16 protein-coding genes and 1 pseudogene are annotated in these 21,666 nt (G+C 74.0%); 7 read left to right on the top strand and 10 right to left on the bottom strand.

Translation table 11 applies throughout. The features are described from left to right. Positions 1-269 precede the first annotated feature (269 nt). Positions 270-1,238, top strand: a complete 969-nt coding sequence (locus tag O2W16_RS14450) for a nitroreductase family protein (protein WP_269159511.1) — start codon at positions 270-272, stop codon at positions 1,236-1,238. A gap of 117 nt (positions 1,239-1,355) precedes the next feature. On the opposite strand, the gene nrfD is transcribed toward O2W16_RS14450, so the two are convergent. From nrfD to fdh, 3 genes and pseudogenes are all read right to left on the bottom strand, one after another. Continuing rightward, positions 1,356-2,456, bottom strand: coding sequence for an NrfD/PsrC family molybdoenzyme membrane anchor subunit (gene nrfD / locus O2W16_RS14445; protein WP_269159510.1), 1,101 nt, complete (start codon positions 2,454-2,456; stop codon positions 1,356-1,358). A 46-nt stretch (positions 2,457-2,502) separates the two neighbouring features. After that, a complete protein-coding gene (locus tag O2W16_RS14440) occupies positions 2,503-3,639 on the bottom strand; it encodes a 4Fe-4S dicluster domain-containing protein (protein ID WP_269159509.1) in 1,137 nt (378 codons plus the stop codon). 31 nt (positions 3,640-3,670) lie between these two features. Next, a pseudogene (gene fdh, locus O2W16_RS14435) lies at positions 3,671-7,009 on the bottom strand (formate dehydrogenase). A 543-nt stretch (positions 7,010-7,552) separates the two neighbouring features. Between fdh and O2W16_RS14430 the strand changes: the two are divergent. The 4 genes from O2W16_RS14430 to O2W16_RS14415 all read left to right on the top strand — a co-directional run bounded on the left by O2W16_RS14430 (position 7,553) and on the right by O2W16_RS14415 (position 14,860). Next, positions 7,553-10,231 carry a putative bifunctional diguanylate cyclase/phosphodiesterase gene (locus O2W16_RS14430; RefSeq protein ID WP_269159508.1) on the top strand — a complete coding sequence of 893 codons (2,679 nt, stop codon included), beginning with the start codon at positions 7,553-7,555 and terminating at the stop codon, positions 10,229-10,231. Then, the gene (locus O2W16_RS14425; protein WP_269159507.1) at positions 10,228-12,858 is read left to right on the top strand and encodes a diguanylate cyclase domain-containing protein; all 2,631 of its coding nucleotides are present in this window, start codon (positions 10,228-10,230) and stop codon (positions 12,856-12,858) included. Before O2W16_RS14430 ends, O2W16_RS14425 begins: the two co-directional genes overlap by 4 nt. Before the next feature lie 35 nt (positions 12,859-12,893). Continuing rightward, entirely contained in the window at positions 12,894-13,706 is an 813-nt protein-coding gene (locus O2W16_RS14420; RefSeq protein ID WP_269159506.1) for an MBL fold metallo-hydrolase, read from the top strand. Positions 13,707-13,867: 161 nt separating this feature from the next. Continuing rightward, positions 13,868-14,860: a glucosyl-3-phosphoglycerate synthase gene (locus O2W16_RS14415; RefSeq protein ID WP_269159505.1), complete on the top strand. Its 993-nt coding sequence runs from the start codon at positions 13,868-13,870 to the stop codon at positions 14,858-14,860. A gap of 84 nt (positions 14,861-14,944) precedes the next feature. On the opposite strand, the gene O2W16_RS14410 is transcribed toward O2W16_RS14415, so the two are convergent. Beyond that, positions 14,945-15,610, bottom strand: coding sequence for an HAD family hydrolase (locus tag O2W16_RS14410; protein WP_269159504.1), 666 nt, complete (start codon positions 15,608-15,610; stop codon positions 14,945-14,947). Positions 15,611-15,688: 78 nt separating this feature from the next. Next, positions 15,689-16,795: an NDMA-dependent alcohol dehydrogenase gene (locus O2W16_RS14405; RefSeq protein ID WP_269159503.1), complete on the bottom strand. Its 1,107-nt coding sequence runs from the start codon at positions 16,793-16,795 to the stop codon at positions 15,689-15,691. 153 nt (positions 16,796-16,948) lie between these two features. Between O2W16_RS14405 and O2W16_RS14400 the strand changes: the two genes are divergently transcribed. Continuing rightward, positions 16,949-17,620: a TetR/AcrR family transcriptional regulator gene (locus O2W16_RS14400; RefSeq protein ID WP_269159502.1), complete on the top strand. Its 672-nt coding sequence runs from the start codon at positions 16,949-16,951 to the stop codon at positions 17,618-17,620. A 6-nt stretch (positions 17,621-17,626) separates the two neighbouring features. Here the strand turns inward: O2W16_RS14400 and O2W16_RS14395 are convergent, their stop codons facing one another. The 3 genes from O2W16_RS14395 to O2W16_RS14385 form a co-directional block, all read right to left on the bottom strand. Next, a complete protein-coding gene (locus tag O2W16_RS14395; protein WP_269159501.1) occupies positions 17,627-18,253 on the bottom strand; it encodes a TetR-like C-terminal domain-containing protein in 627 nt (208 codons plus the stop codon). A gap of 82 nt (positions 18,254-18,335) precedes the next feature. After that, the gene (locus O2W16_RS14390) at positions 18,336-18,668 is read right to left on the bottom strand and encodes a hypothetical protein (RefSeq protein WP_269159500.1); all 333 of its coding nucleotides are present in this window, start codon (positions 18,666-18,668) and stop codon (positions 18,336-18,338) included. Positions 18,669-18,680: 12 nt separating this feature from the next. Then, positions 18,681-19,571 carry a 1,4-dihydroxy-2-naphthoyl-CoA synthase gene (locus tag O2W16_RS14385; protein WP_269159499.1) on the bottom strand — a complete coding sequence of 297 codons (891 nt, stop codon included), beginning with the start codon at positions 19,569-19,571 and terminating at the stop codon, positions 18,681-18,683. Between the two features lie 123 nt (positions 19,572-19,694). On the opposite strand from O2W16_RS14385, the gene O2W16_RS14380 reads away from it, so the two are divergent. Beyond that, positions 19,695-20,489: an endonuclease/exonuclease/phosphatase family protein gene (locus tag O2W16_RS14380; RefSeq protein ID WP_269159498.1), complete on the top strand. Its 795-nt coding sequence runs from the start codon at positions 19,695-19,697 to the stop codon at positions 20,487-20,489. Between the two features lie 14 nt (positions 20,490-20,503). Here O2W16_RS14380 and O2W16_RS14375 read toward each other — a convergent pair whose 3' ends face one another. After that, positions 20,504-21,178 (bottom strand): Pr6Pr family membrane protein, encoded by a 675-nt coding sequence (locus O2W16_RS14375; protein ID WP_269159497.1) that lies wholly within the window; start codon positions 21,176-21,178, stop codon positions 20,504-20,506. Further along, the gene (locus O2W16_RS14370) at positions 21,175-21,648 is read right to left on the bottom strand and encodes an NUDIX domain-containing protein (protein WP_269159496.1); all 474 of its coding nucleotides are present in this window, start codon (positions 21,646-21,648) and stop codon (positions 21,175-21,177) included. The genes O2W16_RS14375 and O2W16_RS14370 overlap by 4 nt, the downstream gene beginning before the upstream one ends. Positions 21,649-21,666: the final 18 nt, after the last annotated feature.

The following is a 21,666-nucleotide window of genomic DNA, read 5'->3' as shown; positions in this document are numbered from 1 at the left end:
TCCCGGCATGGGTGACAGGACTGGAGAAGTCCGACATCATCGGCCCGGGGCTGGCCCGCCGGCGGAGTCGGGCCTGACACCACGGCCTTCCTCGCCGCTCCTGTGCCCGGCCTGCACGACAGGTTCGGCGAACCTGGTCCAGCTGGACGCGAACGACGGTGCCCGCCTGTCGGGCCACCTGCAGACCGACTCCCTCGGCAACCAGACCGCCGAGCTCGGCGATGAGGCCCAGTGTGAGCCGAACCGGTGAACGACCCATCGGAGACGACATGGGCACTGACCACCAGGGACTCCGCCGGCTGGCCGGCGCCCGACTCCGGCTGAGCGCGCGGTACCTGCTGGACGGTGTCGAGATCTGGCGGGAGACGCTCGGCGACGGCCGCCGGCACATCCGTCACTCCGCCGCGACCGACGGCCGCAGCGCACTGTCGGCGCAGGCGCGGCAGATCGAGGCGCAGATCACCAAGGACTACCACCGGATCGAGAAGGGCCTCGCACTGCGCTCCCCGCGGGTGGGCTTCGGCACCGCCCCAGCGGCCCGGCTCGACCGCGACCTGCCCCGGTACCAGCAGCTGCCCGACCACGACCCCGCCGTGGTCTCCCACGCCCGCAGTGCCCTCGATGGTCTGCACCGGTGGCACGAGCACACCCAGCACACCGACGGCGGACCCACCAAGTTCCCCGTCACCTGGGCCCCGCGCGGCGATGCGGAGACCGAGGCCTTCTTCCGCAGCCGGGTCAGCGTCCGGGACTTCGCCGACGAGCCGCTGGACGTCGCGCTCGTCCGCCGTGCCGCCGACCTGGCCCTGTCCTCCCCCTCCGTGTGCAACCGCCAGGCCTGGGGGCTGTGGAGCTTCTCCGACCATGCGGACATCGCCCGGCTGGCCGAGCTGCAGAACGGCAACGCCGGCTTCCGCGACCAGATCCCGTGCCTGCTCGTCGTGACGGTCGACGCGCAGCTGTTCGCCGGCGCCGGCGAGCGCAACCAGCGCTGGATCGACGGCGGGCTCTACGCGATGTCCCTGGTGTGGGCGCTGCACGCCCAAGGGGTCGCCTCGTGCATGCTCAACTGGTCCGTCGGCCACGCCCAGTCGCGCCGCCTGCGCGAGGCCGCGGGCATCCCGGACCACATGGACGTCATCACCCTGATCGCGGCCGGTCACCCACGGGACGGCCTGCGGGTCGCTCGCTCCCCCCGCCGCTCGGTGGACGAGGTCCTGCACAGCAACCGGACCTGACCGTCCGAGGACGTCGATCGCGCTGCCGCCCCGGCCGGCTCGAACCAGGGCACGAGAGGACACCGCCCGGTCACCCTCCTGGGGTGCCGGGGCGGTGTCCTGCCGGTGTCGCCGCGCTCAGCGGGTGATGGTGCTGGCCTCGTCCTGGCGCTTCTGCTCCTCGCGGGCGGCCATCCGGGCCCGCTGCGGCACGACCGTGTACTTCGGGTCGCGGGCGCTGGCCATGCCCGCCTCGAAGACGCCGAACCGGGTCAGCAGCGACCCGGCCGCCAGCAGTGCGCCGGAGACGGCGGCACCGACCCGGGTACGGCCGGCCACCACGGTGAGCCCGGCGCCGGTGGCGGTGCAGGCCTTCGCGGCCTTCATCATCTTCCCGGCCTTGCCCAGCTGGTACGGCTCACCGACGATGCCGTGATCGTGCTCGACCTTGTGCATCGCGGCCAGCTCGACCGCCGCACCGGCGACCGCCATCTTCCGGGCCGGCCCCGCCTCGGCGACCGGGGTGAACGCCATGCAGATGCCGCCGCCGGCGGCCATCCCGGAGCCGGCGAAGACGAACGGCAGTTCCTTGTACGGCTCGTGCCACGACGGCACCGCGGTGTTGGCCAGCAGCACCGCCGTGTACGTGGTCATCGGGCCACCGAAGACGGCGGAGGTGGTGCCGACGACCTTCCGCAGCCCGGGGAACCAGCCGGCGATCCGCCGCAGCCCGAACTTCTGCAGGCCGGGGAAGGCCTCCAGCAGCTGGATGCCGGCGGTGACCGCGGTCAGGGCGCTGAACGGCGCCAGGATGTAGGACCCCACCGACAGCGGCGACGTCGGCTTGATCACCCGCAGCATGTGCAGGAACCGCGCCGGCCGCCCCAGGTCGTGGATCAGCCAGACGACCGAGGCCAGCGCCCCACCGCCGGCCGTGTAGTGCGCCGCCCGGGTCAGCGCCGGGCGACCGGTCACGTCGGCGATCGCACCGAGCACCGCCGACGAGCCCGCGGCGCCACCCAGGAACAGGTAGAGCGGCACGTCCGGGGTCTTCCACACCGGCGGCTTGATGATCGGCCGGCCGTAGTAGGAGGTGAACTCGGCCTCGTCGACGGTCGGGTCACCGTCGCGGCCACCGCCGCGACGGCCGCCCTTGCGCCGCTTCTTCTCCCGCAGCTGTGCCGGCGGGCCGTCGGCCCGCCGCCAGCCGGCGCCCGGCGTCGCCAGTCCCTCGGTCACAGCTGCTCCTCCCACCAAAATGGCCATCTTGGTGCTTCGGGGAGGGTCATCGCCCGAGCCCCCTGCGTGAACTCAGCACGGCCGAGAGCGCGAAACCGACCACCATGGCAGCCCCGCCGATGGCGTGCTTCCACATCGACGGCAGGTCCCGGGTGGTGACGATCGGGTCCGGCGGGAGGCCGTAGACCTCGGGCTCGTCGAGCAGCAGGAAGAAGGCCCCCGCGCCGCCGACGCCGTCGTCCTCGTCGCGCCCGTACAGCCGGGCGGTCTCGACGCCCTGCTCCTTGAGCGTGGCCAGCCGGGCGTCGGCCCGGGCCTGGAGCTCGTCGAGGTCGCCGAACTGGATCGACTGGGTCGGGCACGCCGTGGCGCAGGCCGGCTGCAGCCCGTCGGTGAGCCGGTCGTAGCACATCGTGCACTTGAAGACCCGGCCGTCGTCCTTGCGCTGGTCGATGACGCCGTAGGGGCAGGCCGGCACGCAGTAGCCGCAGCCGTTGCAGATGTCGCCCTGCACGACCACGGTGCCGAACTCGGTGCGGAACAGCGCCCCGGTCGGGCAGACGTCCAGGCAGCCGGCGTGCGTGCAGTGCTTGCAGACGTCGGAGGACATCAGCCAGCGGATCTCCCGGTCGGCCGACTGGCCGGTCTGCGGGTCGAACTCACTGAGCGCCTCCGCGTTGAGCACGCTGGACTGGGCGGTCAGCCCGCCGTCGGCGTTGCCGCCGTGCGACGTGGCGTGCGCGTCGCCCGGGGCTCCACCACTCCCACAGCCGCCTCCGCCGCTCCCGCAGCCCGCCGCGGGTGCGCCGGCGCCCTCGGCACCCGCCCCGGGCAGCCCGATCCCGGGCATCGGCAGGTCGACGGCCCGGCTCTGCTCGACGAACGCCACGTGCCGCCAGGAGTTGGCCCCGAGCATCCCGGTGTTGTCGTAGGACATCCCGGTCATCGCCATGACGTCGCGGTTGCCGTCCGCGTCGTCCATCGGGAGCGTGTTCCACTCCTTGCAGGCGACCTCACAGGCCTTGCAGCCGATGCAGACCGAGGTGTCGGTGAAGAAGCCCACCCGCGCGGGGTGGTCCTCGGCGTAACCGGCCTCCCCACTCACGTCGGGCAGGGGGCCGTAGAGCCGGTTGGCCGGGTCGTTGCCGGTGAGCGCCGGGCTCGCCGAGCTGACGGTCGTCACGAGCGCTCCTCTTCCATCGGGTCGCGCTCCATCAGCTCGTCCCCTCCTCGATCGGTGCCCGGCCGCCGCTGGGGACCAGGCCCGACTGCACACCCGCCCGGATCCGGTAGTCCTCCACGTACTGCACCAGCGCCTTGCCGCGCGGACGCCGCCCGGGCTGGATGTCGCAGGTGGCGACCTTCGTCTCCTGGATGTGCACGTTGGGGTCCATCACGACACCGAACAGGTCGTTGCCGGAGTCGCCGGTGGACAGCCCCTGCTCACCCCAGTGGTACGGGATGCCGATCTGCTCGACGAGCTGGCCGCCCTTGAGCTTCATCGGCCGGATCCGCTCGGTGACCAGGACCCGGGCCTCGATCGCCGTCCGGGCGCTGATCAACGTCGCCCAGCCGCCGTGCTCCAGGTTGCGTTCCTGCGCCAGCTGCGGGCTGACCTCCACGAAGAACTCCGGCTGCAGCTCCGACAGGTAGGGCAGCGTGCGGCTCATCCCACCGGCCGTGTGGTGCTCGGTCAGCCGGTAGGTCGTCATCGCGTAGGGGTAGACCGTGCTGCGCGGCGGGTTGCCCCGGTTGTACGCAGCCTGGATCTCCTCCCGGCCCGGGTTGGCCTGCTGGCCGTACAGCGCGTTCTCCACCGGCGACTCGGCCGGCTCGTAGTGCGCCGGCATCGGGCCGTCGGCCAGCCCCGCCGGCACGTACAGCCAGGCCTTGCCGTCGGCCTGCATGACGAAGGGGTCGGCACCGCCCAGGCCGGCCTGTGCGGTCGCGCCCTCCGGCGGCACGTAGTCCGGGCGCTTGGTGGCCTCGAAGTCGGGGACGTCGTGACCGACCCAACGGCCGGCTCCGTCTTCCCCTGCTGTCTCGTCCCACCACACGTAGGCCTTGCGCTCGCTCCACGGCTTGCCGTCCGGGTCGGCCGAGGCGCGGTTGTACAGCGTGCGCCGGTTCGACGGCCACGCCCAGCCCCACTCGGCGGCCACCCAGTCCTGCTCCCGGCCGGGCTTCCGCCGGGCGGCCTGGTTGACGCCGTCGGCGTAGACGCCGGTGTAGATCCAGCAGCCACCGCTGGTCGACCCGTCGTCCTTCATGTCCAGGTAGGTCGAGAGCATCTCGCCGTCGGCGTCGTAGCCGTTGATCTCCCGGAGCACGGCGTCCGCACTGGGCTCCTCGGTCTCCCCGTGCGTCGGGTAGTCCCAGGTGAGGTCCAGCAGCGGGCGGTCCCGCGGGTCGGTGGACCCGGCCAGCTTGTCCCGCAGCTTGCGGCCCAGGTGGAAGTAGAACCACAGGTCGCTGCGGCAGTCGGCCGGCGGCTCGACCGCCTTGTGCCGCCACTGCAGCAGCCGCTGCGTCTGGGTGAAGGTGCCCTCCTTCTCCACGTGCGTGGCCGCAGGCATGAAGAAGACCTCGGTGGCGATGTCCTCGGTGACCAGCTCACCGGTCTCGATCTCCGGGGCCGTCTTCCAGAACGTCGCCGACTCGATCATCTGGAGGTCGCGGACGACCAGCCACTCGAGGTTGGCCAGGCCGAAGCGCTGCATCCGACCGTTGGCGCTGCCCACCGCCGGGTTCTCCCCGACCAGGAAGTAGCCGGGCACGTTGCCCTGGATCATGTCGGCGACCGTGGTGTAGGTGCCGTGGTCACCGGTCAGCCGGGGCAGGTAGTCGAACGCGAAGTCGTTCTCCGGCTGCGCCGCGTCGCCCCACCAGGACTTCAGCAGGCTCACCGAGTAGGAGCGCATGTTGCCCCAGAAGCCCACCCGGTCGTCGCTGGAGGCGCAGAAGCTGTCCAGGTCGGTGTGCTGCTGGGCGTGGGGCATCGGGATGTAGCCGGGCAGGATGTTGAACAGCGTCGGGATGTCGGTGGAGCCCTGGATGCTCGCGTGCCCGCGCAGCGCCAGGATCCCGCCACCCGGGCGGCCCATGTTGCCCAGCAGCGCCTGCAGGACCGACGCCGTCCGGATGTACTGCACGCCCACCGTGTGGTGCGTCCAGCCCACCGAGTACACCCACGCCGTCGTCCGCTCGCGGTTGCTGTTGGCGGTCACCCACTCAGCGACCTTGAGGAACACCTCGGGTTCGATGCCGCAGATGTCGGCGACCATCTCCGGGGTGTAGCGGGCGTAGTGCCGCTTGAGCACCTGGAAGACGCAGCGCGGGTGCTGCAGCGTCTCGTCCCGCTTCGGCTTGCCGTGGATGTCGGCCGAGCCCTGGGCACCCTGCTGCTGGTCGGACTCCTTGACGCCCTCGGTCTCGTCGTCGGTGCCGTCGTCCGCGGCGTCGTCGGGCCGGTCGTCCTCGTCCTGACGGAAGGCCGACCCGCCCGGCTGGCTCGGCGAGCGCTGGCCGGCCGAGGAGGGCACGTTCACGCCCTCGTACTGCCAGGTCGTCTCGTCGTACTGCCCGGTCTCGGGGTCGAAGCCGGAGAACAGGCCGTCGAGGTCCTCGGTGTCCTGGAAGTCCTCACGCAGGATCGCCGCCGCGTTGGTGTAGGCGACGACGTACTCGCGGAAGTCCAGGTCGTTGTCCAGGACGTACTTGATCAGCCCACCGAGGAACGCGATGTCGGTGCCGGCACGCAGCGGGACGTGCAGGTCGGCCAGCGCGCTGGTGCGGGTGAACCGCGGGTCGATGTGGATGACCTTCGCGCCCCGCGCCTTGGCCTCCATGACCCACTGGAAGCCGACCGGGTGGCACTCGGCCATGTTCGAACCCTCGATCACGATGCAATCGGAGTTCACCAGGTCCTGCTGGAAGTTCGTGGCGCCGCCACGACCGAACGAGGTCCCCAGACCGGGGACCGTCGCGGAGTGCTATATGCGGGCCTGGTTCTCGATCTGGATCGCGCCCATGGCGCTGTAAAGCTTCTTCATGAGGTAGTTCTCCTCGTTGTCGAGGGTCGCCCCTCCGAGGCTCGCTATCCCCAGCGTGCGGTTGACGGCGTGGCCGTCCACCTCGTCCTGCCAGCCCTTGCGGCGGGCGTCCAGGACGCGGTCGGCGATCATGTCCATCGCCGTGTCGAGGTCCAGGTCCTCCCACTCCGTCCCGTGCGGACGGCGGTACTTGACCGTGGTGACCCGGCTCGGGCTGGTCACCAGCTGCTTGCTCGCGCTGCCCTTGGGGCAGAGCCGGCCGCGGCTGATCGGCGAGTCGGGGTCGCCCTCGATCTGCACGACCTGCTCGTCCTTGACGAACACCCGCTGCCCGCAGCCCACCGCGCAGTACGGGCAGACCGACTGCACCACCCGGTCGGCGGTGGCCGTGCGGCTCACCACCTGCTCGGTCGCCTTGCTGCGGGCGGCCTTGCCGCGCCCCAGCGGGTCAGGACCCGTCAGCTGCCGGAACACCGGCCATGCATCCAGCCACGTCTTCACCCCGTCGAGCTTGCCACCCGAATCCGCCCGCCGCGCGCTCAGCCCTCCGGCGGGTCGCGCCCGGCCGGCACCACGGCGGCTCCCCGGCCCGCACCCCCGGACGGGACGACGTGGCGCGCGGGGGCAGGGGACTGGTGCAGCTGAGTAGCGTGATCGGGGACACCAGGAGGCGCCCCATCGAAACCGACCACGCCCGTTGCCCATCAGCCGACCTCGGCTGCCCCTGCGCCGGCGACCCGGCCGTCCACGCGGGCCGCGCCCAGCAGCCCGGCGGGGCTCCCGCCGGCGCCGACGCGATGGTCGAGTGCCCGGAGTGCGGCGAGCCCAGCAGCCCGCTGCGGATCGTCACCTGGGGTCACTGCCGGGTCTGCCGCACCGCGGACTCCCGGGCGACCCAGCCCCTGCGCTGGTGAACCGCCGCCACTGAGCAGGAGGTCCCCCTCCCCTTCGGGTGAGTGGCCCCCGCCACCTCTGCAGTCCGGAGGCCCGGGTCCCGACAACTGACCCGTGACCTCCGGAGCCCTCACCGCACCGACGCGGGCCATGGCCGCTCCGACGCGGGGCGGCCCGGTCGCCGTCCGCACGCTGACCCGGCCACTGCTCCTCGCCGTCCTCGCCGCCCTCGCGACCCTGTCCGTCGGCCTGCTGCCCGCCCCGACCTCGGTCGCCGTCGCGGTGACGGTGAACTTCCTGGCCGTCGTCGGTGTGGTCGCCCTGCTCGTCCGCGACGGACGACGGAGCGCCCACCCGGCCGGCTGGCGCTGGTGCGCGACCTCGGTGGCCCTCGGGGCCGTCGGCGCCCTGGCCGCCACGGCCGTGCTGCCGTGGGGCCAGAGCGCACTGGGCAGCGCCCCTGGTCAGCTGCTGATGGTCGTCGCGATCCTGCGGATGCTCGACCGCGCCTCGCTGCGGGCCGCGCGGGCCCAGGTCGCCACGATGCTCACGCTCTTCGTGCTCGCCGACCTGCTGACCGTGCACACGCTGTACCACCTGACCATCGGCAGAGAGGGGCTCCTCTCCCTGTCCGAGACGGTCGCGCTGTTCGCCCTGCTGTCCAGCGTCGCCGTCGGCACCGGCTTCTCCCTGGTGTTCATCGCGATCTGCCCGGCCGCGCAGCGCCCCGTCGGCTGGCTGCTCTTCGCCTCGCAGGTCGCCACCGCGATGGCCGGCGCCTGCTCCTCGATCGCTTCCGGGCCGGGCCCGGTCCAGTACCTGGCCTGCGCCCTGAGCGTCCTCGGGCTGGCCCTGCTCCTGGTGGCCTGCCGCGCCGACCGGCCGCGGCCCACCGCCGACCGCGGGAACGCGGCCGGCTCCACCCTCGGCGCGCTGCTCCCGCACGCCACCGCGCTGGCCGGCGGCTCGTTGCTGCTGATCAGCGTCCCGGTCACCGGCACCCTGACCATCTTCGGGACGACGCTCGGCGCACTCGGGCTGGGCGCCCTGCTGGCCCACCAGGCGGTGTCCTGGCGCACCCAGCAGCGGCTCACCAGCGACCTGCAGCGCAGCGAGGCCTACTTCCGCACGCTGGTGCGCGGCAGCGCCGACCCGGTGCTGATCCTCGACGACCAGCTGCGGGTGCAGTGGGTCTCCCCGGCCATCACCACGCTGCTCGGCCTGGACCCGCAGCGCATCGTCGGTCGCTCGATCGCCGCCGCCGTCCACCCCGACGACGCCCCGGGCCTGATCGCCGCCCTGAGCGCCACCTCGGTCGACCCCTCGGAGACCAAGACCCGGACGGCGCGGGTGCGACACCTCGACGGCCGCTGGCTGCTGATCCAGTCCCAGGTCCGCGACCTGCGCGGCGACCCCGACGTGGGCGCACTCGTCCTCTACTGCCGGGACGTCAGCGCGAGCGCCCCGCAGCCGGCCGACCCCCTGCCCGCGTTCAGCACCAGTGACCCGACGACCGGCCTGCCCAACCGCTCGGCGCTCACCCAGCGGCTCGCCGCCGCCTTCCGCACCCCCTCGGGTGGCAGCACCTCGGCCAGCAGCAACTCGGCCAGCAGCGCCTCCCTGGTCGTGCTGGGCGTCGACGGGCTGCCCGCCGGCGACGACGTCCCGGTGCTGCGTGAGCTGACCACCCGGTTCGCCCGGGCGCTGCGCGGCGACGACTGGCTGGCCCGCTCCGGGGCCAGCGAGTTCGCCGTGCTGGTGTCCGGCACGGTGGCCGACGCCGAGGTCATCGCCGGCCGGCTGGTCGCCGCTGTCGAGCCAGTGGCCACCGCCAGCGGCACGCTGCGGCTGACCGCCGCCGCCGGCGTCACGTCCCTGGACGCCGACGCGGATGCCGGGGAGGCGCTGCGCTGGGGCGACCTGGCGCTGCGCAGCGCCCGCGCCGCCGGCCCCGGCCGGGTCCGCCGGCACTCCGACGCGCTGCGGATCACCCAGCAGCGCGAGGAGACGCTGCGCACCGACCTGCACCGGGCCCTCGCCGAGGACCAGCTGCGGCTGGTGTACCAGCCGGTCGTCGACCTGGCCCTGCACCGCACCGTCTCCGTCGAGGCGCTGCTGCGCTGGCGGCACCCCACCTACGGCGAGGTGTCCCCGGCGGAGTTCGTGCCACTGGCCGAGGAGTCTGCGCTGATCACCGAACTGGGCCGGTGGGTGCTGGCCGAGGCCACCGCCACGGTCGCCGCGCTCCCCCACCCGGACCTCGGGGTGGCGGTCAACGTCTCGGCGCGGCACGTGCGCAGCGGCGAGCTGGTCGCCGACGTGCTGTGCGCCCTGGAGTCCAGCGGGCTGCCCGCCTGCCGACTGGTCCTGGAGATCACCGAGTCGGTGCTGCTGGACGACGAGCACGTGACCGACGACCTGGCGGCCCTGCGGCGGCTGGGCGTCCGGATCGCCGTCGACGACTTCGGCACCGGCTGGTCCTCGCTGGCCTACCTCGTCGGCCTGCCGATCGACGTCCTGAAGATGGACCGGCAGTTCCTCGCCGACGTCGAGACCGACCCGCAGCGCCGGGCGCTGTGCAGCTCCGTGCTGCACCTGGGCACCAGCCTGGGCCTGGTCGTGGTGGTGGAGGGCGTCGAGACGGCGACCGAGCTGCACCTGCTCCGCGACATGGGCCACCGGTTCATCCAGGGTTACCTGCTGGCCCGCCCGCTGGACCGGTCTGCGCTGACCACCCAGCTCCCCGGCCTCGGCGGGGTGCCCGTGCCCACCTCGGCGGCGGGCGTGCCCGGCCTGCTCCGGGCCGGGGACGGCGGGCCGGCGACGTGACCGCAGCCCGGCGTCCGCACCTGGCGCTGGTGCTGCTCGGCGCGCTGGTCGCGCTGGGCGTCACCGTGCCGGTCAGCCCGCCCGGGGCACTGCCCCAGTGGGACAACCTGGTGCTGACCGCGGTCGGGGCCTGGGCCGCCTGGCGCTGCAGCCGGCTGACCCGGCGGATGGCCCGCCCGGACCGGCTGCCCTGGCAGCTGCTGGGACTCAGCTCCCTGCTCTTCGCCTGCGCCGGCCTCGTGACCGGGCTGGGCATCGGCGGCACGCAGGGCCGCATCAGCGTCGGCATCGTGGTGGTCCTCGTCGCCGCGCTGGGTCCGACGGTGAGCGCCGCGCTGATCGGCGGGCGGGTCCGCGGCACCCGCTGGCCGGTCCTGGTGGTCGACGGGGTGATGGTGGCCTTCGCCCTCGTCGTCGTCGTCGACGTCCTGGTGCTGGCCCCCGCGATGGCGCCGGGAGCGATCCGGCCGGACCTGCAGCCCCTCGTGCTCGCCTACGCCGTCTACCCGGCGGCGGCGGTCGGCGTCGTCGGAGCGCTGTGCACGGTCTCGACCGCAGCCGTCCGGCGTCCGGCGACCGCGATCATCCTGATGACCGCCCTGCTGGGGCTCGCCTCCGCGTTGCTGGCGGCACACATCGCGCAGCCGACCGGCCTGTGGTCCACCGCCGCCGACGTGGTGATCGCCAGCGCGCTGGTGACCGGCGTGCACGCCGTCCAGCTGGCCAGCGCCGTCCCGGCCGAGCTCTCCCCGGCCGACGCCGCCCCGATCGTGAACTCCGCGGGCGTGGTCGTCGACGTCCTGGCGCTGGTCGGGGTGCCGGTCACCCTGGTGGCGGCCCTGCTGCTGGACCTGCGCGTCCCCGACGGCGCGCTCGCCTGCACCGCCGTGGTGGTCCTCCTGCTGCTGGTGCGGCTGTTCATGCGGATCCGGGACAGCGACCGCATCGAGGAGGACCTGCTCCGCAGCGAGGAGGACTTCCGTGGCCTGGTCGAGGCCAGCTCGGACGGCGTGGCGATCGTCGACGCCGACCTCCGGCTCGAGTTCACCTCCCCCGCGGCCCGGACGCTGCTCGGGATCGCCGCCGCGGCCGACCCGCACCTGCCGCTGCTGGACCTGCTGCACGAGGAGGACCGCCCCCGCGTCCGCCGCGAGCTGACCGTCGCGGCCGACGGGGCCGCCCCCGTGGTCCACCTGCGACTGCAGGGCCCCGAGGGCGAGGGACGGGAGCTGGAGGTCAGCCACCACGAGCGCCCCGGCAGCGGCCGGCGGGTGCTCCACCTGCGGGACGTGACCACCCGGCGACGCCGCGAGCGCGAGCTGGAGCGGATGGCCTTCACCGACCACCTCACCCGGCTGCCGAACCGCGCGCTGCTCTTCCAGGAGATGGCCGCCGGGTCGGCGACCTCCGGCGAGCGCTCGCTGCTGGTGCTCGACCTCGACGGGTTCAAGGCGGTCAACGACTCCGCCGGGCACGAGGCCGGCGACCTGCTGCTCGTCGAGGTGGCCCGGCGGCTGCAGGGCCTGCTGCGCACCGACGACCTGGTCGCCCGCCTGGGCGGCGACGAGTTCGCCGTGCTGCTGGCCGGGGACGAGGAGGCTGCCGTCGAGGCCGCCCATCGGGTCGTCGACGTGCTCGCCCGCCCCTGCCGGATCGGCAACCGGACCTTCACCATCGGCGCCAGCGTGGGCCTCTGCCGGGTGCACCCCGGAGGCGGCCAGCTCGCCTTCCGCCAGGCCGACGCCGCCCTCGGCGCCGCCAAGAAGGCCGGCAAGGGCTGCTGGCGGCTGCACACCGAGGACCGGGTGGCGCAGGCCGCGGCCAGCAGCTCGGTCGCGACCGCCCTGGCCGACGGGGAGGTGCAGCTCCGCTTCGACACCATCGCCAACGGCGACACCGGCATCCTCGCCGCGCTGCACGCCCAGCCGGTCTGGGTGCACCCCGAGCTCGGCACGCTGCCCGCCGCAGAGCTGTGGGCCGCCGCCGAGCGGCAGGGCTGCACCGCCGCCCTGCAGCAGTGGCTGATCACCCGCGCCTGCGCCGACGTGGCCGCCCTCGGCGACGAGCTGCTCGTCGCCGTCGACCTGCCCGCGGGGCTGGTGCACGCCGACGAGCTGCCCGGCGAGGTGGCCGTGGCGCTGGCCGCAGCCGACCTGGCACCTCCCCGGCTCACCCTCTTCGTCACCGAGGAGGTGCTGCAGACCTCGTCGGCGGCGCTCATCCCGGCGCTGCACGCCGTGCACCGGACCGGCGTCCGGCTCGGGCTGGACGACTACGGCATGGGCTCCACCCTGTGGTCGCAGCTCGCCCGGCTGCCGCTGGAGGTGGTGATGGTCGACGTCCGCAACCTGTCGGCCGGCGGCAACCACGACCGGATGCTGGAGGTGCTGGGCGCGATCGGCCGCAGCGCCCGCGACTTCGAGGTCTCCACCGTGGCCAAGGAGATCACCTCCCGGGAGCTCCTCCACGAGCTGCGCGTGCAGGGCGTGGTCGCCGTCTCCGGCCCGGTGCTGCCGACCTGCCTGACCGCCGCCGAGGTGGCCGACCTGCTGGGCCGCCCCGGTCCGGCGGTGGTCGCACCCCTGCCCGCACCCGTGCCCCTGCCGAGACCACGCGCCGAGGTGTGATGCCCCGGGCGGGTGGTCGGCGCGACACTCACCCGGTGACCGCGCCGTCCCTGCGCTTCCTGGGCCACTCGACCGTCCGGATCGAGCTGGCGGGCCGCACGGTGCTCACCGACCCGCTGCTCACCCACCGGCTGGGCCCGCTGCGGCGGGTGGTCCCCCGGCTGGCGTCGGAGGCCTGGGCCGGCATCGACCTCGTGGTCGTCTCGCACCTGCACAACGACCACCTGCACCTGCCCTCCCTGCGCCGGTTGGGCCGCAGCACGCCGATCGTGGTGCCCCGCGGCGCCGGCCGGTGGCTCACCCGGCACGGCTTCACCGCCGTGGAGGAGCTCGGCGTCGGCGCGAGCCTCACCGACGGCGGCCTCACCGTCACCGCCACCACGGCCGACCACGCCGCCCACCGCTGGGGTCCGCACCTCACCCACGGCCCGCACGCCCCGGCAGTCGGGCACCTGGTCTCCGGGGACGGCGTCACCGTCTACGCCGCCGGCGACACCGACCTCTTCCCCGGGATGGCCGACCTCGGCGAGGACGGCGTGGACGTCGCCCTGCTGCCGGTCTGGGGCTGGGGCCCCTCGCTCGGCCCCGGCCACCTGGACCCGGCGGGTGCGGCCCGGGCCGTGGCGCTGCTCCGCCCGCGGGTCGCCGTCCCGGTGCACTGGGGCACCTTCGCCGTCGCCGGGCTGACCTCGCTGCCCAGCCCCTGGCGGGCCCGGATGCGGGCGCTGCTCGTCGAACCACCCCGCGACTTCGCGGCCGCGGTCGCCGCCGCCGGCTCGGCCACCACGGTGGCCCTCACCGCGCCCGGGGCCGTGGTGGCGCTGCCCGCGCAGGGCACCTCCGCCTGACGACCGGTCGCGGCCGCCCGACCCGTGAGGTGGGCCACCCCCATGCGAGTTGCCGGGTCCCCGGGCAGCAGTCAGGCTCTGATCCAGGGGGAACGTGAAGTTCATGTGAACGACGCCCCGCCGATGTGCCGGAGGTGGGTGTGGTGCTCGACAGTGGGCCGATGCGACCTGACGCCCGCGCATGGTTCGAGCACCGCACCACGTCGGCCACCTCCCTGGCCGAGATCGACGTCGACGCCCTGCTGCTGGCCAAGCGCCGCGGCGGGCACCGGATCAGCGTCGTCCTACCGGCGCGGAACGAAGAGGCCACCGTCGGGGTCCTGGTCCGCGACCTGGCCGAGCGCTGGGTCGAGGGCGTGCCCCTCGTCGACGAGCTCCTCGTCATCGACTCGCACTCCACCGATGCGACCGCCGAGGTCGCCCGGGCGGCCGGCGCCGAGGCCGTCGCGGCCGGCGACGTCCTGCCGATGCAGGGCGACCGCCCGGGCAAGGGCGAGGCGCTGTGGAAGTCGCTGGCGGCCACCACCGGCGACCTCATCGTCTTCATCGACTCCGACCTGCTGGGCGACGTCAGCCACTACGTGCCCGGGCTGCTCGTGCCGCTGCTCACCGACCCGCGCGTCGAGTACGTCAAGGGCTGTTACACCCGCCCGCTGTCCGTGGACGGCGAGCACCGCCCGGCCGGCGGCGGCCGGGTCACCGAGCTCACCGCCCGGCCGCTGCTGAACGCGCTCTGGCCCGAGCTGGCCGGGTTCGTGCAGCCGCTGGGCGGCGAGTACGCCGGCCGGCGCTCGGCCCTGGAGCAGGTGCCGTTCGTCTCCGGCTACGGCGTGGAGGTCGGGCTGCTGGTCGACCTGCTGGGAGTCTGCGGGCTCAACGGGCTGGCCCAGGTCGACCTCGGCATCCGCACCCACTCCCACCAGACCGACGAGGCGCTGGGCACGATGGCCGGCCAGATCGTCTCCACCGTGCTGTCCCGCGCCGAGCGGGGCCGGCCGGACCGGCGCCGCCTGGAGCCCGGCGGGCTGCTCACCCAGTTCGCCCACGACGGCCGCGGCTTCGTGCCGAAGAGCCACACCGTCGCCGTCGACGAGCGGCCGCCGATGTGCGCCGTCGACGAGTACGCCTCGCTCCGCGCCGGCGTCGTCGGCTGAGGAGCGTCTCCAGCACTGTGCGGTGAAGGCCCGTTCCCGGCCGGGAACGGGCCCGCACCGCACAGTGCCGCCCGCAGCCTCCCCTCAGGCGAGCGGGGTGTCGTCCAGGGCGGCCGCGAGGTCGGCCGGGGTGTCGTAGATCCCCACCGCACCGGCGTCGCGGAGCTCGTCGTCCCCGAAGCCACCGGAGCGGACGACGATCGCCGGCATCCCGGCGTTCTTGGCGGCCTCCACGTCCCACACCGAGTCACCGACCAGCACGCTGTCGGAGTCCGCGGACACCCCGAGCTTCTCCAGCGCGGTCCCGAGCAGGTCCGGCGCCGGCTTGGACGCCTCGACGTCCTCGCTGGAGGTGACGGCGTCGGCCAGGTCCCGCACGTCGAGCAGGTCGATGAACGCGTCCACGTGCTTCGGCTTGCCCGAGCTGGCCAGCACCAGCCGGTGACCGCGCTCCTTGACCGCCAGCAGCAGGTCGCGGGCACCGGGCAGCGGCGCGATCTCCGGCAGCATCAGGTCGAACTCCTCGACCCAGCGGTCCCGCGCCCGGTCCCCGATCCGGGCCTCGACGTCGTCGCCGCCGAGCGCCCCCACCAGCTGGTCACCGCCCATGCCGATGAGCCGGTGGATGCGCCAGATCGGGAAGGTCTCCCCGCAGGAGCGCAGCGCCCGGTACCAGGCCAGGGCGTGCTGGTAGTTCGTGTCGACCAGGGTGCCGTCGACGTCCAGGACGGCGATCGTGGGTTCAGCCATGCCCGATGCCCTGCCCAGCCGCCCGCACGGTCACCCCCTGAGCCACCAAAATGGCCATTTTGGTGGCTCAGGGGTGGCTCAGTGCTGGTGCTGGAGGACGCCGCGGATGACGGTGCCGTCGCGCTGGTCCTGGTAGCCCTGGTTGACCTCGTCGAGCGAGTAGCGCTTCGTGATCAGCGACTCGACCTCGAGGGCGCCGTCCTCGTAGAGCCGCAGCAGCCGCGGGATGTCCCGGTAGGCGTTGCACATCCCGTACAGCGCACCCTGGACCCGCTGCTCGTAGACGGTGGTGATGTTGCCGGGCAGCGCGACGGTCGTCTCCATCGTGTGGTCGGCCAGACCGGTGAGCACCAGCGTGCCGCCCTTGCCCAGGCAGCGGTAGGCGCCGCCGGTGATCTCCGGGCTGGTCGTGCCGGTGGCCAGGATGACGACGTCGGCCCCCGTGCCGCGGGACAGCTGCCGGGCCAGGCCCGCCGCCTCCTCGGTGCTCGCGACCGCGTGGGTGGCCCCCAGGGTCTGGGCGAACTCGCGGCGGAAGGCCACCGGGTCGACGGCGACGACGGCCCCCGCGCCGGCCATCGCCGCACCCTGCACCGCGTTGCAGCCGACCCCACCGGTGCCGACGACCACCACGACGTCCCCCTGGCGCACCGGCCCGGCGTTCACCGCGGACCCCCAGCCGGTCGGGACGCTGCAGGCCATCAGCGCGGCGACGTCCAGCGGCAGGTGCGGCTCGATCTTGACGCAGGAGAACTCCGAGAGCACCGAGTGCTGGGCGAAGGCACCGACCATGCAGAACCCGCCGAGCTCCTCGCCGTCCAGCCGGAACGGCCACGTCCCGCCGGGCAGCTGACCGGTGCCGATGGTCGCCCCGAGGTCGCAGAGGTTCGACCGGCCGGTGGCGCACCAGCGGCAGTGGCCGCAGGCCGGCAGGAAGGAGGTGACCACGTGGTCACCGGGCTGCACGCCGGTGACGCCGGCCCCGACGGCCTGGACGACGCCGGCGCCCTCGTGCCCGCCGACGATCGGGTAACGCTGGCTCTCGAACCGCAGGTGCTCGTCGGAGTGGCACAGGCCCGCGTAGGCCATCTCCACCAGCACCTGCCCCGGACCGGGGTCGACCAGCTCCAGCTCGGCGACCTCCCAGTCGCCGGGACCCCGCAGCACAGCACCGTGCGTCTTCATCCACCGTCTCCCCGCCTCGAACGTGACGGGCCCCACGCTAAGGGGTCCGGCGCCGGGTGGCACCCAGTGCCACCCCCGGAGGCCGGCGGGGACACCGCACTGACCGGCTCACACAGCCCTGGACACGGTGAGTTGCGCTCTACATTGGCCAACGTGGAGACGGCGGCAGGGGGGCGCCGGGAACGCCGGAAGGCGCAGACCCGGGTGGAGATCCGCGCGGCGGCGCAGCGACTGTTCGCCGAGCGCGACTTCGACGCGGTGACCATCGCCGACGTCGCCACCGCTGCCGACGTCGCCGTGCAGACCGTCTTCAACCACTTCGAGAGCAAGGAAGCACTGTTCTTCGACGGCCGGACGCCGTGGGTCGAGGGGGTCGCCGCCGCCGTCGCGGCCCGGCCGGACGGCACCGGTCCGCTCGCCGCCCTGCGCAGCTACGTGGAGCGGGACCTGCACCAGCTGCTGGAGCAGGAGGCGCGGCCGGAGAGCCGCAGCTACCTGGAGGCCCTGGCGCGGAGCCCGAGCCTGCAGGAACGCGAACGGACCCTGGTCGAGCAGGCCGGCGGGCGGGTGTCCGCGGCGCTCGCGACGGCGCTCTCGGCATCGGGGCAGCCGGACGGCGCAGCGGTCGACGTGCTCAGTCGCCTGGCGGCCGGCCTGTTCCTCGTGGCCGGGCGGATCCTGGTGCTCGCCAACCGCCGGCAGGTGCTCGGCCTGGAGCCCGGCGAGGCGCGCGGACCGGAGCACGCGACGACGGTCGCCACGCTGGCCGTGCTGGAGGACGGGGTGCGCCGGCTCGCCCGCGAGCTGGACGTGCGCATCGACTGAGCGGGCTCAGCCCGCCGGCAGCTGCTCGGGCGCGAGGACCGGCAGCAGCACGCCGGTGACCAGCTGCTCGACCTGCGGGGTGCTCATCACCACCGGACCGAACGCCGTGTAGCGCTGCCACCACAGCGCCTGGACCACCGAGCCGAGCAGCGCGACCTGCTGCTGCGACAGCTCACGCCCGCGGGTCGCCTCCCGCGCCGCGATCTCCCGCACGGCACCGGCCAGCGGGCGCACCAGTGCCTCCTCCAGGCCGGCGCGCAGCTCGTCGTCGTGCCGCGCCGCCCCCACCAGGCTCGCCGCCGCGCGCTCGGTCCGGTCCAGTGGCCGGGTCCAGCGGGCCAGCAGCTCGCAGAGGTCGCCCCGCAGCGAACCGGAGTCGGCGGGCAGCTCCACCAGCGGGGCGGTGCTCAGGGCGTGCCGCGCCAGCGCGGCCATCGTCGGCCACCGCCGGTAGATGCCGGCCTTGCCGGCCTTGGCACGTGCCGCGATGCGGTCGCTGTTGAGCCTCCCCCAGCCCTCGTCGGCCAGGATCTCCACCGCCACGGCCACCAGTTGCTCGGACAGCTCCGAGGACAGCGGACGGCCCGGAGGGCGTGCGCCGGCGGGTCGCGGAGGCCGTTCGGTCGTCGTCACCGTGCAATCGTGCCCACAAAAGTGGAGTGACCACAACAACCGAGCGATCCCGCGTCGAGATCACAGTGGGCCGGCACCGCCCTCAGGCCGACGCGGCGGGCTCCACGTGCACCTGCAGGCTGGCTCCGTCGTCCCCGGTCCAGCCCTTCTCGAGGGCCTGCGCCACCATCCGGTCGAAGCCCTGCGGCCAGTCGTCGGCGGTCGTCTGTCGACCGGCCGCGGCGCGCAGGGCCGCCACGTCCAGCAGCGCGGTGTCACCGTCGGTCAGCCGACCCATGCCCGCATCGCGCAACGCCCGGTCGACGTCCTCGTCGGTCAGCGCACCCACGGCCAGGTGCAGCCGGGCCAGGTCATCGACGTCGGCCAACCGCACCTCGGGCACCTCGTCGGCGCCACCGATCACCTCGACGATCATCTTCGTCCTCCTTCAGGCGTGCCAGGGGAAGCGGGAGAAGTCGGCCGGGCGCTTCTCCAGGAACGAGTCCCGACCCTCCACGGCCTCCTCGGCCATGTAGGCCAGCCGGGTGGTCTCCCCGGCGAACAGTTGCTGACCGACCAGCCCGTCGTCGATCAGGTTGAACGAGTACTTGAGCATCCGCTGGGCGGTCGGGCTCTTGGCCACGATCCGGCGGCCCCAGTCCAGCGCGGTGGCCTCCAGCTCCGCGTGCGGCACGACCCGGTTGACCATGCCCATCCGGTGCGCCTCCTCAGCGGAGTACTCCTCGCCGAGGAAGAAGACCTCCCGGGCGAACTTCTGCCCGACCTGGCGGGCCAGGTAGGCCGAGCCGAAGCCACCGTCGAAGCTGCCGACGTCGGCGTCGGTCTGCTTGAACCGGGCGTGCTCGGCGCTGGCCAGGGTGAGGTCGGCGACGACGTGCAGGCTGTGCCCGCCACCGGCCGCCCAACCCGGGACGACGCAGACGACGACCTTCGGCATGAACCGGATGAGCCGCTGCACCTCGAGGATGTGCAGCCGCCCGTTGGCGCCGTCGCCGGCCTCGTAGCCGTACTTGCCGCGCACCCGCTGGTCGCCGCCGGAGCAGAACGCCCAGCCGCCGTCCTTCTCGCTCGGGCCGTTGCCGGTCAGCAGCACGCAGCCGACGTCGGTGGCCAGCCGGGCGTGCTCGAAGACGGCGAGCAACTGGTCGACCGTCTGCGGGCGGAAGGCGTTGCGCACCTCGGGCCGGTCGAGCGCGATCCGCACGACCCCGGCGTCGACGGCGCGGTGGTAGGTGACGTCGGTCAGCTGCTCGAAGCCCTCGACCGGCCGCCAGGCGGTGGGGTCGAAGATCTCGGAGACGTCGGCGCGGGCACTCACGAGCCCGAACCTAGCTGCCCGGCCCTCCCCCCGCCTCGCCGACCAGGTGCTCCCCGGTGCCTCGTGCTCTGCTCACCACGGGTGAGCAGAGCACGAGCACCACCGGACTGGTCTGATGGCGGCATGGAACTCCGGGTCGGGACGTTGAACCTCGCCTCCGGCCGGGACGGCGCCGGGCGCTCGCTCGACGCCGCCGGGCTGCGGGCCGCGGTCGCCGGGGTGGACGCCGACGTCCTCGCCGTCCAGGAGGTGGACGTCGGCCAGCCGCGCTCGCACGGTGTCGACCAGCCCGCCGAGGTGGCCGCAGGGCTGGGCGCCGCCGACTGGCGGTTCGCCGCGGCCGTCGCCGGCACTCCCGACCCCTTCCGCAGCTGGACGCCGGTCGACCCGCCGGTGCTGCGCGGGTCGTGGGAGACGTTGGCCGGTCCGCACTACGGGATCGCGCTGGTCAGCCGGCTGCCCGTGCAGCGCTGGTCGGTGCTCGGGCTGGGCGCCGGGCGGGCGAGGCTCCCGCTGCGGGCCACCGACCCGCGGACCGGGCGGCTGCGCCGGTGGTGGTTCCCCGACGAGCCGCGGCTGGCGATCGCCGCCGAGCTGGAGCACTGCACCGTCGTCTGCACCCACCTCTCGTTCGCGCCGCACACCGCGCTGCGCCAGCTGACCCGGCTGCGCCGGTGGTGCGCGCAGCTGCCCGGCCCGGTCGTGCTGGCCGGCGACCTGAACCTGGTCGGTGCGGTGCCGGCGCGGGTGTTCGGCGCGCAGCGACTGGTCGGCGAGCCCAGCTATCCCGCGCCGGCCCCGCGGGTGCAGTTCGACCACGTCCTCGGCCCGGCCGGCCTGGAGCCGCAGCGCCCCGAGGTCCGGCAGCTGCCGCTCGGCGACCACCGGCTGGTCTCCGTGACCGTCACCGTGGGTTGAGCGCCCGCCTGCGGTCAGCCGTTGGTGGCGAGGTCCGGTGACTCGCGGGGGCGGTCGGGGGTCGCCGACAGCCACCGGTCGGCCGCCCAGTAGACCAGCAGGAACGCCAGCGCCAGGAGCACGACCAACGCGGTGTTCCGCAACGCGACCGCCAGGCCGAGGTCGCGGGCGTTCAGGAAGAAGTAGGGGTACCAGCGGCTCTGCGCGCCGTGCCACATCGTCCAGCCGATCCAGGCCACCGGGAAGACCATCGCCCAGGCGACCGTGCCACCGGTGATCCGCGGCCGCGGCCCGAAGACCAGCCAGCCGACCACCATGGCCAGCGGGGACAGGTAGTGCAGCACGAGGTTGGTCCACACGGTCACGCCGGTCGGGTCGACGGTCGGCGAGAGCAGGACCGAGAAGACCAACCCGGTGACCGTGATGGCCAGCAGGGCGTCGAGCAGCAGCACCCGCCAGCGGCGACCGGAGCGCACCGGGTCCAGCGCCAGGGTCGTCGCAGCGGCCAGCACCAGCACGTTGCTCACGACGGTGAACAGGCTCAGCCAGCGGATCAGCTCCGTCACCGCGGTGGTGCGGCCGCCCGCCGTCTCGATCAGGGTGCGGGTCAACGACGTCGCGAGACACGCCCCGACGACGAGGGCCAGCACCGTCCAGTGGACCCGGGCCGCGGTCTGCCGTCCGGTCACGGGGCGTCGGAACCGGTCAACGTGCGCACGAGCACCGGCAGGGCCGCGGCGAGCCCGGGGTGGAGCACCGGCAACGCGTCCAGGGGGAACCAGCCGACGCCCGCGCTCTCCTCGTTCAGCGCCAGGTCGTCGGGCTCGAGGGCGCCGGCGGGCGTGGCCAGGACGGTGGTGTAGACCCAGCCGCCGTGGTCGTCGACGGACTCCACGCCCAGGACGACGTCCGCCGGGCGCAACCCGAGCTCCTCGCCGGCCTCGCGCAGTGCGCCGTCGGCCGGGGACTCCTGCGGGTGCAGCGCACCGCCCGGCGTGCCCCAGGTGCCGCCGTGGTGCGACCACGCGACCCGCAACTGGAGGAGCACCTCGATCCCGCCGGCGCCCGGCCGGTGCAACAGCAGGCCGGCCGCGCCGGCCAGCCCCCAGTGCCGGTGGCCCAGGGCGCAGGTCGTCCAGCCGTCCGTCGGGGAGCGCACACCGACAGTCTGCCGTGC

It is taken from the genome of Modestobacter sp. VKM Ac-2984 (assembly GCF_026967985.1).
GTDB lineage: Bacteria > Actinomycetota > Actinomycetes > Mycobacteriales > Geodermatophilaceae > Modestobacter.
This window is presented reverse-complemented; position numbering and strand designations above follow the sequence as displayed.